Origin of the sequence: Mesorhizobium sp. AR02, from assembly GCF_024746835.1 — a bacterium.
Lineage (GTDB): Bacteria > Pseudomonadota > Alphaproteobacteria > Rhizobiales > Rhizobiaceae > Mesorhizobium.
In genome coordinates this window covers 4872414-4888159 of the sequence record NZ_CP080531.1, presented here as the reverse complement: position 1 = coordinate 4888159, position 15746 = coordinate 4872414, and the positions used below count along the sequence as shown (strand labels likewise).

At 60.5% G+C, this 15746-nt stretch carries 12 protein-coding genes; 8 read left to right on the top strand and 4 right to left on the bottom strand.

Annotated features, from left to right (window positions below):
• The first annotated feature begins 42 nt into the window (after positions 1–42).
• The 3 genes from DBIPINDM_RS27750 to DBIPINDM_RS27740 all read left to right on the top strand — a co-directional run bounded on the left by DBIPINDM_RS27750 (position 43) and on the right by DBIPINDM_RS27740 (position 4897).
• The gene (locus DBIPINDM_RS27750) at positions 43–2811 is read left to right on the top strand and encodes an AMP-binding protein (protein ID WP_258582181.1); all 2769 of its coding nucleotides are present in this window, start codon (positions 43–45) and stop codon (positions 2809–2811) included.
• Positions 2812–3035: 224 nt separating this feature from the next.
• Positions 3036–4589 carry a calcium-binding protein gene (locus DBIPINDM_RS27745; RefSeq protein ID WP_258582180.1) on the top strand — a complete coding sequence of 518 codons (1554 nt, stop codon included), beginning with the start codon at positions 3036–3038 and terminating at the stop codon, positions 4587–4589.
• Between the two features lie 95 nt (positions 4590–4684).
• The gene (locus DBIPINDM_RS27740; RefSeq protein WP_258582179.1) at positions 4685–4897 is read left to right on the top strand and encodes a DUF768 domain-containing protein; all 213 of its coding nucleotides are present in this window, start codon (positions 4685–4687) and stop codon (positions 4895–4897) included.
• Between the two features lie 113 nt (positions 4898–5010).
• Here DBIPINDM_RS27740 and DBIPINDM_RS27735 read toward each other — a convergent pair whose 3' ends face one another.
• Complete coding sequence (locus DBIPINDM_RS27735; protein ID WP_258582178.1) at positions 5011–5748, bottom strand: AAA family ATPase; 738 nt, start codon at positions 5746–5748, stop codon at positions 5011–5013.
• A 358-nt stretch (positions 5749–6106) separates the two neighbouring features.
• On the opposite strand from DBIPINDM_RS27735, the gene DBIPINDM_RS27730 reads away from it, so the two are divergent.
• The 5 genes from DBIPINDM_RS27730 (at position 6107) to DBIPINDM_RS27710 (ending at position 13840) form a co-directional block, all read left to right on the top strand.
• Complete coding sequence (locus tag DBIPINDM_RS27730) at positions 6107–8863, top strand: non-ribosomal peptide synthetase (protein ID WP_258582177.1); 2757 nt, start codon at positions 6107–6109, stop codon at positions 8861–8863.
• Between the two features lie 20 nt (positions 8864–8883).
• Entirely contained in the window at positions 8884–9843 is a 960-nt protein-coding gene (gene nadE, locus DBIPINDM_RS27725; RefSeq protein WP_258582176.1) for an NAD(+) synthase, read from the top strand.
• 6 nt (positions 9844–9849) lie between these two features.
• Complete coding sequence (gene asnB / locus DBIPINDM_RS27720) at positions 9850–11877, top strand: asparagine synthase (glutamine-hydrolyzing) (RefSeq protein ID WP_258582175.1); 2028 nt, start codon at positions 9850–9852, stop codon at positions 11875–11877.
• A complete protein-coding gene (locus DBIPINDM_RS27715; RefSeq protein WP_258582174.1) occupies positions 11867–13423 on the top strand; it encodes a class I adenylate-forming enzyme family protein in 1557 nt (518 codons plus the stop codon). Before asnB ends, DBIPINDM_RS27715 begins: the two co-directional genes overlap by 11 nt.
• Before the next feature lie 156 nt (positions 13424–13579).
• Positions 13580–13840, top strand: a complete 261-nt coding sequence (locus tag DBIPINDM_RS27710) for an acyl carrier protein (RefSeq protein ID WP_258582173.1) — start codon at positions 13580–13582, stop codon at positions 13838–13840.
• Between the two features lie 54 nt (positions 13841–13894).
• Here DBIPINDM_RS27710 and DBIPINDM_RS27705 read toward each other — a convergent pair whose 3' ends face one another.
• From DBIPINDM_RS27705 to DBIPINDM_RS27695, 3 genes are all read right to left on the bottom strand, one after another.
• Positions 13895–14587: a N5-glutamine methyltransferase family protein gene (locus tag DBIPINDM_RS27705; protein WP_258582172.1), complete on the bottom strand. Its 693-nt coding sequence runs from the start codon at positions 14585–14587 to the stop codon at positions 13895–13897.
• A gap of 154 nt (positions 14588–14741) precedes the next feature.
• Entirely contained in the window at positions 14742–15131 is a 390-nt protein-coding gene (locus DBIPINDM_RS27700; protein WP_258582171.1) for a hypothetical protein, read from the bottom strand.
• 7 nt (positions 15132–15138) lie between these two features.
• Entirely contained in the window at positions 15139–15693 is a 555-nt protein-coding gene (locus DBIPINDM_RS27695) for an aldo/keto reductase (RefSeq protein ID WP_258582170.1), read from the bottom strand.
• Positions 15694–15746 lie beyond the last annotated feature (53 nt).

Sequence of the window (15746 nt, the reverse complement as noted above, 5' to 3'; positions counted from 1 at the left end):
CGCGTACGACACTGCAAAGCTAGGCAGCAAAACAAGGGGGCTGTGTTGGAAACGTCGGGGCGCCCGCGTTTAGAAAGCTATTTTACACGCACCTTGCCTTTCGTTGGCGGACCGACGGATCAAGGTGTTGTGACAAATCGCAACACCAGCCCTCCAGACGGCTTCACATGGAAACAGGCCTCCACCCACCCTCTGGACATGGACGGGCCAACCAGCCTCCCCTTCCCCTGGATGGGCGACGACTTCTCCGAAAAATCGGCATTCTTTCACCTGGAGCGGATTGTCGAAAAATACCCTGACAAGATCGCGATCAGTGACGGCTCCACATCCCTCAGCTTTTCGGAACTGCTCAACGCAGTCCAAACCCTGGCGGGTGCGATTGCTGGTTCGGTCCCACCGGGCAAGGCTGTCGGGCTTCTTATCGGAAATACCCTCTGGTATCCGGTGGCCATGCTCGCCGCCATGCGGGCTGGCAGGCCCGCCGTGCCGTTGAACCCCCGGGATCCATTTCAGCGCCTCGCTGCAATTGCCACCAGCGCGCGGCTGGCTGCAATCATAAAGCCAGGGCCGGGCAAGCCGGCAGGCTGGCCGGATGCCTCCTCCCTCATATGGATCGACGCGGCAAATTGCATGGCCGCAACGCCGGATGGCAGCTTATCGGCGTTACCGTCCGAAGTGTCGGTCGATGCCCCGGCAATCGTTCTGTACACGTCGGGCAGCACCGGGGCGCCGAAGGGCGTCGTCAACAGCCAGCGGGCGATCCTCCAACGCGTTCAGCAGTATGTGGATGCCTGCCACTTCGGTCCCGACGACGTGTTCATGCCACTGACCGGGCCGGCGACGATCGCGGGATGCCGCGAGATGATGACCCCGATGCTGTGCGGCGCCACATTGTACCTCTCGGATATCGAGAGCGCCGGCATTCGCGCCGCCCGCGAAAATTTCGAGAAATGGCGGGTAACGGTCGTCTATCTCGTGCCGGCCCTGCTGCGTGTGTTGATGAATGGTTCTGCGCCCGACACATTCTCTTCCTTGCGGATCGTGCGGGTCGGCGGAGAAAAGATTCTATGGTCCGATATCGACCGGCTCCGCGACAGCGTTCCCGATTCCTGTCTTGTCCAGATCAGCTATTCGTCCACGGAAACGACTGGCACCCAATGGTTTCTGCCGAGAGGCTACCAGGAACGAGGCGCGACGGTCCCGGTTGGCTTCGTCCTACCCGGCATCGAATATACCATCGTGGATGAGAACGCATGCGAAGTCGCCCCGGGCGATGAAGGAGAGTTGCTGATCAGAGGCAACTACACCACGCTCGGCTATTGGGCGGATGGGGAAAACGTCCCTCTTCAAGCGAACTCCGGCAACCCCCGGCTTCGAACCTTCGCAACGGGCGATCTGGTCAAGGTCGACGACACCGGAATGATGTGGATCGTCGGACGAAAGGGACGCCAGATCAAAATAAACGGAAGGCGGGTCGAACCTGCCGAGCTGGAACTCGTCTTGCGCCGGGCGCCCCAGGTGGATGATGCCGTTGCGGTGGTGACGGATGCGAACGAACTGGTGGCCTTTGTCGTCCCCGCGAGACCTGGCGAAAGCGAGCTCATTGCTGAATTGCGCGACTTGATCAGGACGGCCTTGCCGCCGGCGGTTCATCCGACGCGACTGCACAGTGTTGCCGAGATACCGCAGCTCAAAGGCGGCAAGGTCGACGGTGTCAGGCTGCGGGAACTGGATCGCGCACTGAACGCGCAAGACGCCCAGAATACGCCCATCGCCCGGCAGGCAGCGAACCCGCTTGATATCGAAGGCACCGCTGCGGCCGTATGGGAAAGGATTCTCCCGGGCAAAAGGGCTGCTGGCAGCCGCTGGGACGATGCCGGTGGCGATTCATTGAAACTGCTGCAATTCGTCATGGAACTTGAGACGGCTCTGGGGCGGGAACTCAACCTGGACGCGTTCACAGTCGGGATGAGCTTTGCCGATGTCGTCCGGGCTGCGTCTCCAGGGCAGGACACAAGTAGCTCGCTTATCGAGGCTTCCGACCCGAGGCCCATTTTGTTCATCGTGCCGGGATCGATCGGCTACGGCCCAAGCCTGGCGGCCTTCGGTGCCGAGATGGGCAATGTCGCCAGGGTTGTTGCCGTGCGCTACGGGGATCTGAACGATCTGCTGAGGGGACATGGCACGATACCGCGGATGGTGGATGCGGTTGTCGACCAGATCGGCCAGGTCCAGCCTGATGGCAATGTCAAGCTGATCGGCTATTCGCTTGGTGGCGGCGTCGCGTTCGAAGTTGCCGCCAAACTTGTTGCTGCCGGTCGGTCGGTCACGTTCCTGGGAATCCTCGACACCAATATCGGGCCTGGGCAGCACAATTACCGTGAAACTCTTGCACGAACCGCTCAGCGCATCCGCGCGCATAGAGTGACGGTGGATCGCATGACTTTGCGGGCTCTGGCAAAATTGTTTGCCCGATTTGGTGCCGAGGCCCAGCTCGCGAGAGGCATCGACTGGCTTAAATGGAAGACCTTCGCCAGAACGCGATTCATTTTGCGCCTCGAGCTCGAAGAAATCCTGCGGATGCGGGCATTTGGCCAATGGCTCGCGCAACCGAAGCCCGCATTGCCGATTACCGCCACCTTGTTTCGGTGCAGGCGCACAGGCGTTCCGACAGACCTTGGGTGGAGTGCTTTCGTTACCGGCCTGAACATAGTCCCGATCGTCGGCGGGCACCTGGACATGCTCGTTGAACCCCATCTCAGCCACAACCGTCCGTTGATAGAAAGGGCCCTTCTGATGAGTGGCGCATAGCAAATAGACGGTCGCCATGCGCACTCCACAGTCCTGCGTGGAGTGCCAAAAATCGTTGGATAGTCTACAAGCCTCGGAGGCAAGCTAGCCGGCCGAGCCGGTAGCGTTTTCTTCACGATGATCAAAGATTCTATCAACAGGCGCCGGTATGTGATTTGTCTCTAATGTATCCTTTCCCGTAGGCAGGTGTGGGGCACCTACCGAATCGGACGAAGGATATTTGCATGACAACCCTCCATTACGCCTCGGGTGGATCGGCCTCCGAGGTCACCGCCGCCGGATTCAATCTTGTCGACGTTTCATCCGTGGACGAACTCAACGCCTTGCCGGCCGGCACGAAAGGTCTGGTGTGGCTCAATGAAGCCAATGGCGCAACCTCGTCCTTTATCCAGAAAGTCACGCCCTTCATCGGCAATCCGAAGGCATTCGGCTTCTTCCTCGTCGATGAGCCGGACCCGACCGGCAAATGGGGGACCTATGCCACTGCCGCGAATCTGAAGGCGGAATCCGACTGGATCCACACAAACCTGCCCGGCGCCAAGACCTTCATCACCATGATGAACATGGGGTCTTCCGCAAATCCCGATTTTTCAAACACTTACAATCCCGCCAACACGCATATCGACTATTACGGCGTGGATCCCTACCCGGTACGCACCGGCACAAGCACGGTTGACTACAACATGATCGACAGGAACGTGGCCGCGGCTGTCGCCTCGGGCATCCCGGTCAGCCAGATCGTTCCGGTTTACCAGACGTTTGGGGGCGGCAGTTTCACAACTGATACGGGCGGCCAATATGTCCTTCCCACCGTCGCCCAGGAACAGACCATGCTGGACCACTGGGCCAAGGTGGCGCCATCGCCCGCCTTCGACTATGCCTATGCGTGGGGTTCTCAACAGGGCGACACGGCGCTTGGCAACTCGTCGGCGCTGCAAGCCCTCTTCCTTCAGCACAACCAGAGCACCACCAGCACGCCTTCGACCGGCGATACGACTGGCAGCACTGTGCCCCCAACCAGCACCGTGCCTCCGCCCAGCACCGTGCCTCCGGTCAGCAGTGTGCCTCCGGTCAGCAGTGTGCCTCCGGTCAGCAGTGTGCCCCCGACCACCAGTGTGCCTTCGACCAGCGATCACACTTTCTACGGCACGGGCGGCGCGGATGTGCTTCACGGCACCACTGGCGCCGACACGATGATCGGCCGCGGCTACAACGACACCTATTATGTCAACAACGCCGGCGACAAGGTGGTGGAACTGCCGGGCGGCGGCAACGATACCGTGCTGGCATCGGTGAGTTATGTATTGTCGGCCGGCTCGGAGATCGAACATCTCGCCACCACGAGCAAGTCCGACACCTCCCCCATCAATCTCAAAGGAAACGAGTTCTCCCAAACCATAGATGGCAATGCCGGCAACAACTACATCAACGGCGGTGGCGGGAAAGACGTTCTCACGGGAAATGGGGGCGCGGATGTCTTTGTCTTCAAATCCGCCCTCAATACCAGCAATGTCGACAAGATCACCGACTTCAATGTGGCCCAGGACAAGATCCTTCTCGACCACACTGTGTTTACCGGCCTTCAAGGCAGCACCCTTCCCACCTCGGCATTCCACGTCGGCAAGGGTGCGCATGACAGCGGTGACCACATCATCTACAACAGTTCGACCGGCGCCCTCTCTTTCGACGCCGATGGCGCAGGCGGCGCACACCAGATCCAGTTTGCCACTCTTGCTCCGCACCTGGCGTTGACGGCGTCTTCGTTCCTCGTAATGTGAGCCTTGGGGAACGTCAGGCCCTGATCACAAGGGTCTGACGTTTTCTTGAACATACTTCGGGGGAACGAAATCGCTCCAACGCGCATTAGTCCGTCATGAGCGCTCGGGGCATCGAATTCCTGCAGAAATGGGTGGAGGACAATGTTCCACCCATTTCGAACCCCGACCCGGCCCTTGCGGCGAAACTCGCAGACCAAGCAACGGCGGATGCCATCAGGGCGGGAATTCGCCCCGAGGAAATCTCGGAAGAAGTCGGAAGCATGTTGACCACCATGCTTGAGGTGCTCGACCAACGCGATACGAAATGATTGCGCGTCTGGCTGGATCGGCAGTGCCGTACACAAATTGGCGCAACGCCTTAATCGCACCATGCCAGTTGAGCAAATGCAAAACTGCGCCATAGGTCCAGTGGTTTCAGCTTTTATCGCCTTGGCCACTCCGGGGCAGTCTCATGCTCTTCCAAGACCCGCGCGATGACCTTGTTGAAATCGTGAGGTTCACCACCGTTGACTTTTATCAAGGGCCATCGGTCCTGGCGCAGGCATTCGCCGATCTCCCTTGAGATCTCGGCCTGCCTCAACCCCCTGTCCACGCCGAGTTCGAACAGCAGGACCTCGAGGAGCGGTTGCTGCGCATGCCGATCCATAAGACGGCTGCGCAACGTTTCCTGCGGCGCATCGAGCTGGATAAGGAGGTCCGGTCGCGGCAGGAACGCCAGGCAGTCACGAACCACGTCAATGCTTGGAGTTCGCGCCAGCACAACCAGCGCACACAAAGCCTGGATTAGGCCCTCTTCGAAAATGAAGTAGCCTTCCGATTCCTGTGCCTGACGCCAGGACTCGCACAGCAGGGCGATGTCGACCTTCATGCGCCATGACCATGTGCGGCTTCGTAGAGGGATTGATGCCAGAAGCCGGGCCGCGACACCGTCCTTTGGCAAGGTCGACAGCAGGACAGGACCGGATGTGGCAATCTTCTTGCCAATACGCCCAATGCCATGGCGTACTTCCGGACCGTCGTCCTGGGCCGACCCATATTCGATCAGGCGATACCCGTTCACTGTCTTCACGTTGATGCCGTGTTTCGCCATCCCCTGGCAGAGGCCGCGAAGAAGTGTGGTCTTGCCTGCACCAGGCGGCCCAAACAACTCGATGATCATGGAGGAATGCCCAAGCGTCTCCGAGCAAGCATTCATTCACCTGCGGATCAAAGCTTAGCCAGAATACAAACCACACCAACGTTCATTTGAATGACTGTTCCGATTCGTGGATTCTTGGAGGCGCCCGCCTCCGGATCATAATACCTGCCGCCGGTGGCACGCGGGATTGGCCTGGGCAAGCGTCTCGCGGTCGAAGGACCTTCGAGGGGAACCGGCCGTTGCTGGAGACGAATAGAGATCTTTCCGGAGGGCGGATCGGGAAAGCGCTGCCCGGTTAAGATCGAGGCATCATCCGAATGATTGATGAAAAGAGTTCAGTGGCGAGCGATGTTCGGCATTCAGCTTGGCGGGGCCCTGAATGTCTTCAGCGTATTTGCACTCGGAAGCGGTGAATCAAGATCTACAGGTGGATTGTCGACCAACGACGACCCGCAAATGGTCAGATGTGCCTGAATATGCTCTTGACCAGGGAGGCCCTGTCTGGCGCCACTATCAACAGATGGGCGCCGAATTTGCGGACATTCCCGTCTTCGATCACCTTGGAAACGTCGCAAGGCAATATCCCGACAAGCTCGCGATTGGCGACGGCACCAATCGCCTGACTTACTCGGAGCTTTTCCGGGCTGTCGAGACACTGTCTCACCGGATCGCCGTTGCCGTCCCCGAAGGACAGGCGGTCGGCATCCTTCATGCCAACTCGGTCTGGTACGCTGTGGCAATACTGGCGAGCATCGCGGCCGGGCGGCCTTCCGTTCCGCTCAATATAAGAGATCCAGGCTCCCGGATCATCGAGATTGTGAACGCCGCACGGCTCGGCGCCATCATAGGCGCTGGAAATGTTCACCCCGTCGATCTGGCGCAGGACGTCCTATGGATCGATATTGCGGCCGCCGTCGCGCCGAACGATCAAAAGTCATCACAGCAACCGCAGCCCACTCCGGTTTCCGTCGATGCGCCGGCAATGGTGCTTTACACCTCAGGTAGCACAGGACGTCCCAAGGGGATCGTCAACAGCCAACGCAGCCTGCTGTGGCGGGTCCGGCAATATGTTGACGCGTGCCATATCAACGCAGATGACGTTTTTCTGCCGCTGACCGGGCCCGCCACGATTGCCGGTTGCCGGGAGATTTTTACGGCGTTGCTGACGGGCGCCACGTTGCATCTTCTCGAGGTGGAGGCGGTCGGCCTGCGCGCCGTCCGCGCTCGGGTTCAAGCCGAAGGCGTAACGGTTGTGTATCTTGTGCCGGCGCTGCTTCGGGCACTCCTGACTGAGGCCCCAGCTGACGCCTTCCAGTCACTCAGAGTGGCCCGGCTCGGTGGCGAGAAGGTGTCGTGGACGGACATCGCGTTGCTGCGCAAAGCCGTTTCGGACCAGTGCCTGATCCAGATCGGCTACTCATCAACGGAAACCACCGGTTCGCAATGGTTCTTGCCGCCGGACTGGCCGGAGCAAGACGCGTCGGTTCCCGTTGGCAGGCTGCTTCCCGGGATGGCATTCGCTATTGTCGACGAAGCCGGGCGCAATGTTGGGACAGGCGAGAGTGGAGAGCTTCTGATCAGAAGCCCCTATGTTCTGCTTGGTCATTGGGAGAACGGTGTCGTCGTTCCCGCGCGGCCGGACCCGGACGATCCCGATGTTCGGCTTTTTGCGACGGGCGACCTCGTTCGGCTGGACGATGATGGCCTGTTGTGGATCGTCGGCCGCAAAGGGCGCCAGATCAAGATCAATGGTCGACGCATCGAGCCCGCCGAGCTCGAACGGGTCCTGCGTTGCGCGCCTTCGGTGGCGGATGCCGTGGCAATCGTTACGCCAGCGGAGGAACTCATCGCATTCGCGGTTCCCCAGCACTTCGCAGGCGCTGCTTTTGCGGATGAGCTTCGCCAGCTCGTCAGAACAACGTTGCCGGCGCCACTGTGTCCCTTGCGGTTGCACACCATCGCCGCGATCCCGCGCCTGTTGGGAGGGAAGGTCGACCTGGCAACGCTGACCGAAATGGATCGTTCGGAGAGAAAGACGGCGCCAGCCGCCCGGCCGTCCACTCCCCGACCGCCCCCCGCAAGAGGCGAACTGAATACAAGGCAAATGGTGCAGCACGCGTGGATGCACGTTCTCAACACGGGCGTTGCCGCGGGAAACTGGGATGACGCGGGAGGAGATTCGCTGCAGCTGCTGCATTGCGTCATGGCGATCGAAAGCGCTATCGGGCAAGAGCTGGGCCTCGAGGCCTTCACCGTCGGCATGAGCTTCGACCAGATGGTTGAGGCGGTCGTGTCCGCACAGGCGGGCGAACGGCGCGCGACGAAGCATCACCCCCCGGTTCTTTTCCTGTTTCCAGGGTCCGTCGGCTATGGTCCGAGCCTGGCTGCGTTCGCAGCCGCCATGGGCAAAGTCGCCCGGGTGAGCCCCATCCGGTATCCTGGCCTCGCCGCGATACTGGACGGACATAACACTCTCTCCGCCATGGCTGCCGCCGCACTCGAGCAGATAAGCCGCGCCCAACCTGCCGGCCCCGTGCGACTTCTCGGCCATTCGCTTGGTGGCGCGGTTGCATTCGAGGTTGCGGCACGGCTTCTGGAAGCCGGGCGGTCGGTGAGGTTTTTGGGTATCCTCGATACGAGCCTTCTGGACGAGCCGAGCAACCATTGGGAGACACTTACCCGCACATTCCATCGTATTCGCACGAATCGCATATCCGCCCACCGAATGGCTTGCCGAGCCCTTGCGAAAATCACCGTTGCCATGGGCTGCGAAGCGTATCTCGCCAGGATTCTCGACCGGTTTGCCAAGGGAGAGTTCAACCCGACGAGCTTCAGAACCAAACTGGAACTGCAGGAGGTCTTGCGGGCGCAGTCTTTCTTCCAGTGGCTCGAGGCGCCGAAACCGGCTCTGCCCATCTCCGGCACCTTGTTTCGATGTCGTCGGGAGGGAATGCCTCGGGCTTTGGGCTGGGATAGCGCTTTGGCACACCTGGACGTGGTTCCAATCAAGGGCAACCACATCGACCTTGTCATAGAGCCTAATCTTGCCACCAACCGTCCGCTCATCGAGACGGCCGTCGTGCAGACCTACTCCCCGGCCGAGTCTCGCAAAAGGGAGGATTTGTCATCGACGTAATCTCGCACTTCAGCAAGGACGTGCTGGTGCTCGATGCTCGTGCGGAGGTCGATCGCATCGTTGACACCTTGCGCAGGCAGGTTCTTGGCACGCTCCATCGTCGAGGCGTGGTTGTCGGCCTTTCCGGCGGCATCGACAGTTCCGTCGTCGCGACCTTGTGCACGCGCGCGTTCGGGAAGGACAAGGTCTTGGGACTGTTCATGCCGGAGCGGGATTCCTCCGGCGACTCCCTTAGACTTGGCCGCCGTGTCGCGGCCCAGCTTGGCATTGAGAGCGTCCTGGAAAACATAGGCCCGGCACTGGAGGCCATTGGCGCCTATAGCCGGCAGCTCGAGGCAATCCGAACCGTCGTTCCCGACTATGGGGACGGCTGGAAATGCAAGCTGGTGCTTGAGCCGGTTCTCGAGAGCAACGGCCTCAACATCACCCGGCTCACCGTCCAGGACCCAGAGGGTAAGGTCGACACGGTGCGTCTGTCGCCAGCTGCCTATCTGCAGATCGTCGCAGCGACCAACTATAAGCAGCGCCTGCGCAAGATGACGGAATACTACCACGCCGACCGCCTCAAATACGCGGTTGCGGGGACACCAAACCGTTTGGAGTACGACCAGGGGTTTTTCGTCAAGCAAGGTGACGGAACCGCCGACCTGATGCCGATCGTCCACCTTTACAAAACCCAGGTTTATCAGCTCGCGGAATATCTCGGCGTGGACGAGGAAATCCGGCGGCGGGCACCGACAACCGACACATTCTCCATGGCGCAAAGCCAGGAGGAATTCTACTTCGCGCTGCCCTATCACCTGATGGATCTATGCCTTTGCGGCCTGAACCACGGGATCGCCAGCGATGAGGTCGCGGCGGTTGCCGGCCTCACCGAGCCCCAGCTGCAGAAAGTCTTCAAGGACATCGACGCGAAACGGCGGGCCGCCCACTATCTTCACGCGCGACCTTTGCTTTCCGTGGAAATTGGCGAGGATTGACCGGGGATGTGCGGCATCGCTGGAATTGTGGCGCTGAACGCCGCGGCGGCGTCTCCTTCGCGCGAGGCGCTGATGCGGATGGTGGGTGCGCTGGCGCATCGCGGCCCGGACGAGCGCGGCCTTTACCGGGACAAACGCGCGGGGCTGGCGCATGCCCGCCTGTCCGTCGTCGATCTTTCCAGTGGCCAGCAGCCGCTTGCGGACACAGGCGACACGACCTGGATCGTGTTCAACGGCGAGATATTCAATTACGTCGAGTTGCGTGAAAAGCTGATTGCACTCGGCCACCGCTTCCGAACCCGCAGCGACACAGAGGTCGCGCTACACGCATATCGTGCGTGGGGAGAAGCGGCCTTCGAGCGTATGAACGGCCAATGGGCAATCGCAATCTGGGACTCGATAGCGGGTCGTCTCGTCTTGTCGCGCGACCGGTTCGGCATTTGCCCCCTGCATTTCTGTGAGCACGCGGGCCGGCTTTATTTCGCCAGCGAAGTGAAGGCCATTTTCGCGGCCGATCCAACCATCCCTCGCGCCTTTGATCCCGCCGGCCTCGATCAGACCTTCACGCTCTGGACAGTCGTTCCGCCGCAAGGCGTATTTCAGGGGATCCATGAACTCGTGCCAGGGCATGTCCGCACCTACCAGGATGGCACCGTTCGCGAGCAGGCCTTCTGGCAGCCTTCCTACCCCGAAAATTTCGGATCGCGGCACGGCGAGTTCACCGGGTCGTGCGATGACGCGGTGGACCGCGTGCGTGGCGCCCTCGAGGCCGCGACGGCGCTCCGAATGGTGCGCGCCGACGTGCCTGTCGGCTGTTACCTCTCCGGAGGGCTGGACAGTTCGCTTGTGACGACATTGGGACGGCGCTTCGCCGGCCGACGCTTCCAGACCTTCTCCTTGCGTTTTGCCGACGCCGAATATGACGAGACCCGCTTCCAGCGCCTGGTTGCCGAAGCAACCGGCAGTGAGCACCATGAAGTGGTGGTTTCGCGCAGCGATATCGCCGCAATCTTTCCGGAGGTGATCTACCACACCGAGCGCCCGATACTGAGGACCGCCCCGGCGCCGCTGTTCCTGCTCTCGAGGCTGGTGCGCGAGCGTGGCATCAAGGTCGTGCTGACCGGCGAGGGTGCCGACGAAATGTTTGCTGGCTACGACCTGTTCCGCGAAGGCAAGGTTCGCCGCTTCTGGGGACACCAGCCGGCATCGACACGACGCTCGCGGCTCCTGGAGCGCCTTTACCCGTATCTCACTCGCTCGCCGGTGCAACAGCAAGCGATGGCGCGCCAGTTCTTCGGGCGCGGTATCGAGAGCTATGACGCCCCCGGCTTTGCCCATGACACGCGCTGGCGCAGCACCAGCGCCATCAAGCGCTTGTTTTCCGCGGACCTGCGCGCCGAGTCCCAGCGCCGCGACGCTGTGTCGGAACTGCTCGCCCGCCTGCCCGCGGCGTTTTCGCGTTGGAGCCCTCTTGCGCAGGACCAATATCTCGAGATCCAGACATTGATGTCGGGCTATCTGCTTTCTTCGCAAGGCGACAGGATGCTGATGGCTCACTCCGTCGAGGGGCGCTTCCCGTTCCTGGACGATGAACTTGTGAGGCTCGCGAATTCACTTCCGCCTTCCTACAAGCTGCGTGTCCTCGATGAGAAGCACGTGCTCAAACGCGTGGCAGAGCCGATCATCCCCTCTGAGATCGTAACACGCAAGAAGCAGCCATTCCGGGCGCCCAACGCGCTTTGCTTCACCGCCGACGCCGCACCGGAATACATTCGCGAAGCGCTTTCGGAGACAGCGATACGCGAGGCGAATGTTTTCGATCCGGCTTCGGTCACACGCCTGCTCGGCAAGTGCCAGGCCAGGACCGGTGACGGTGATCTTTCCAATGCCGACAACATGGCGCTCGTCGGCGTGCTGTCTACCCAACTCCTTCATCAGCAGTTTGTCGCGAGCTGTCCCAGTGGAACCCGCGTGCATGGGCTCAGCGTCGACGTCGACTGCGAACATCGGGAGGAGCGCTTGCATGTTGCATGATGCCGTACCTCTGCTGCATGACTACCTCGCCCACTCCGCCGGCCGGCTTGGCGGCAAGGTTGCGCTGGTGTGCGGCAAGCAACGTGTCACCTATGGTGAGCTCGAGGCGCGCGCCAATGCAATCGCCCATGATCTGGCAGGATCAGGCGTCGTGCGCGGCGATCGCGTGATGATCTTCGCCGACAACACCGTCGAGACGGTGGTGAGCTTCTGGGCGGTGCTCAAGGCAAATGCGGTGGTGTGCATCGTCAACCCGCTCACCAAGAGTGACAAGCTTGATTATCTGCTCAACGACTGCCGACCGGCGGCGCTGATCACGGACGCGCATCTGCACCCCATCTTCCGCGAGCCGGCGCGCGGTTGCCCGTCACTTCTGCGGGTGATCGTTTCCGGATCGACCGATGACGTCGACCTCTCCCAATTGCCGCATGCCGTGCGCTGGGACACCGCGGTCGCCAACGGCGGCGATGCACCGCCGGCGCGGCGTTGCATCGATGTCGATCTTGCCGCCATCATCTACACGTCCGGGTCGACAGGCGAACCCAAGGGCGTGATGCTGACGCACAGGAACATGATGACCGCGTGCGCGTCTATCGCTTCCTACCTCGAGCTTGCCGAGGACGAGGTGATCCTCAATGTCCTACCCCTCGCCTTCGACTACGGCCTGTACCAGATGATCATGGCGTTTCGTACCGGCGCCCGGCTGGTGCTCGAACGCTCGTTCGCTTTCCCGGCGCAGATCCTTGGGGTGATCAGGCAAGAGGGGGTTACGGGCTTTCCCGGCGTGCCGACCATCTTTGCGGCACTCTCCGAACTCAAGTCCCTTAAAGATCAGGACTTCTCGAGCATTCGCTACGTCACAAACACCGCGGCGGCCCTGCCCCTCAAGCATATTCTCATGCTTCGGGATCTGTTTTCGAGTGCGCGCATCTATTCGATGTACGGCCTCACCGAATGCAAGCGTTGCACCTATTTGCCGCCGGCGGATCTCGAGCGAAAGCCATTGAGCGTCGGGATCGCGATCCCGAATACGGAAATGTGGATCGTAGACGAACATGACAGGCGGGTGGGGCCCGGCGTCGTTGGCCAGCTCGTTATTCGCGGCGCAACGGTGATGAAGGGATATTGGGGCAAGCCCGAGGCGACGGCCAGGAAGCTCAAATCCGGCCCGCTGCCCGGCGAGCAGGTCCTGTACACCGGCGACTACTGCCGGATGGACACGGAGGGTTACCTCTACTTCGTTGGCCGTGGTGACGAGATCATTAAGTCGCGAGGCGAGAAGGTGGCGCCGAAGGAAGTGGAGAACGTCCTTATGAATATTCCCGGCGTTCGGGAAGCGGCGGTCATCGGTGTTCCCGACGAACTCCTTGGGCAGGCGGTGAAGGCGTTTGTCGTCATGGAACATGGAAGAACCATCGGCGAAAAACAGCTGCAGATGGAGTGCCAGAAACGACTGGAAAACTTCATGGTTCCGAAGTCCATCGTCGTCGTGGCCAGCCTGCCGATGACAGACACAGGCAAACTCAAGAAAACGGCCCTGTCATGAGGCGGGCCAATGCATGTCGCCCAAAAGTGACCTCGGTTTTGGGAGAACGACAGGCATAAAACAAGGACCTAAAGCGCGTCGCATGAATCCGTCTCTACGCGACGCGCTTTAGGACAAGGTCGCTAGATTTGTGGTGTCGCTACGGAGGGCGAATTCATGTTGACTGTCAAGGACCGAACCTACAGCGAGCAGATCCGCAATTTCCTGGTTTCGAATTTCTACGTGAGCGACGTGAAGGCGTTGGTGAACGACACGTCCTTGCTCGATCAAGGCATCGTCGACTCGACGGGGGTGCTTGAGATTATCGGCTTTATCGAGGAGACCTTTGGCATCATCGTCGAAGATAGCGAACTCTTGCCTGAAAACCTCGATTCCATTCGGGGGATCGAGCAATACATCATCCGCAAAATGAACTGATTGCCGGCGTAAAGCCAGAGCGGTTCCTGGAATTGCCCTGGTTTTCCGCACGGCTCATGCCTGCGCCTTGGCTTGTCCCAGAACCACCCGGCCCTCGCCCGCTTCGTTGGAGACAGCACGGATGTTCTCGTATGCCTTGCTGCGCTCCAGCAGAGCCATCACCTGCCGGTCCTGGCCAAGGCCGACCTCGAAGAGCAGGATGCCGCCAGGCCGCAAGTATCGCGGCGCGTCTTTCACCACCCGCATATGGATGCTCAGGCCGTAAGGGCCGGCCGCGAATGCTTCACGCGGCTCGAGCTCGACCAGATGCGCGCGGTCGCCCTCGAGCCGCTTTTCCGAAATGTAGGGCGGATTGCAGACGATCACGTCGATCGTCCCGTCAAGCCCCAGGCCGGAGAGCGCGTCGAACAAGTCGCCCTGAAGCACCGAAACGCGGTCAGCCATGTCGTGATGGGCGGCGTTGCGGCGGGCTACTTCGACGCATTCATCGGTGAGGTCGCTCGCCCAGACACGTGCGGTGGGAATGTGGTGGGCGATGGCACACGCCAGATTGCCAGTGCCGCAGCACATGTCGACTATGCGCGGCGCCGGCAGGTTCATTTGATGCAAAACACCAAGAGCAGTCGTGCCCAGCAACTCCGTCTCTGGCCGGGGGACGAGCGCACCGGGCGCGACGAGCAGCTCAAGTCCCATGAAGATGGCGCGGCCCGTGCCATAGGCGTCGGCAACACTGAACTCTTTGCTCATGGCGAACCCCTGATCTTCCCAGTATAGGTGTTCGGCATTCGTGCGCCAGTCAAACCTGCTCTGAAATCATCCATTCGCACGGGGCGCCACCAAAAGCAGCGATTGCTGAGACTGTCGTTGGTGAATCCTGGCAAGGTGCCAGCCGATCAGTCCTTCACACCATGTCCAGCGCGGCAACGAGGGCATTTAGCCGCTCGGGTGTTGGATCGTTCTTCAATCGCAGCAGATTGAAATCGAGGTGCTCCTTCTTGAACATAGAGACCAGGGTGACGCCCGCTGAATTCGTTGCGAATGCGTAGTCGGCGAGAAACGCGACAGCAATTTCAGTGGGACTGCCGCGGTATCCGAGTTCGCCAAGAGCGCCCAGTATTTCCTTTTGCGCATTGAACTTCGCGACGATTCGGTCGAGGCCCGAGAATGTCCCGTACGTTACAAACGTTCTGTGCCGGTGAGCATGCTCCTTCAACTTCCCGAGGTTTGGCTCCAGCGGGGTATTGGCAATCTGAACGAACCGATAAGGCAGCGATTCATTGAGAGCCGTCATTCCAGCCTCAAGGTCTCCTGCGACCGAAATGGCCCGGGCTTTCCCGTCCTGAACCGCGCTCCACGGCCCGGATGATACCCTCGCGAACAAGTTCTTCGGCGGTCGGACGGTGCAGCGCGAGGACATCGACATAATCCGTGCGAAGACGCCCCAGGCTCTCCTCGACAGTTGATCTTATCAACTCGGCAGACAGCGGCACCTTGAAGGGCGTGGAGCGCACTCTTGAAGCATATTGCTTAAGCGCCGGAGCCGCCGCAATAGCGATCCGCGACAACGGCTTCAGCAGTCGCATGGGTACGGAGGTCTTCGGCGGGCGCATGCCAACCTTGGTGCAGACGCAGACGCTACCGCGTTTCCGGGATGCAAATTCGCCCCAGATCGATTCAGCCATCCCGTCGCCATACGAAGGCGCTACGTCGTACCAGGTTACCCCTGCTTCGTACGCGCGTTCGAGCGTCTCGATGCCCTTGCGAACTCCAATGCGAGAACCAAGCGAAGCGCAGCCAAAACCGATACTTGATACCGTGCTGCCGATAGCTTCATGGCGCAGACTCGTTCTCATGCCGGCATCAAGCCAGCAACATTCGAATGATCTTTTAGCGCCTCTGTCAAGGG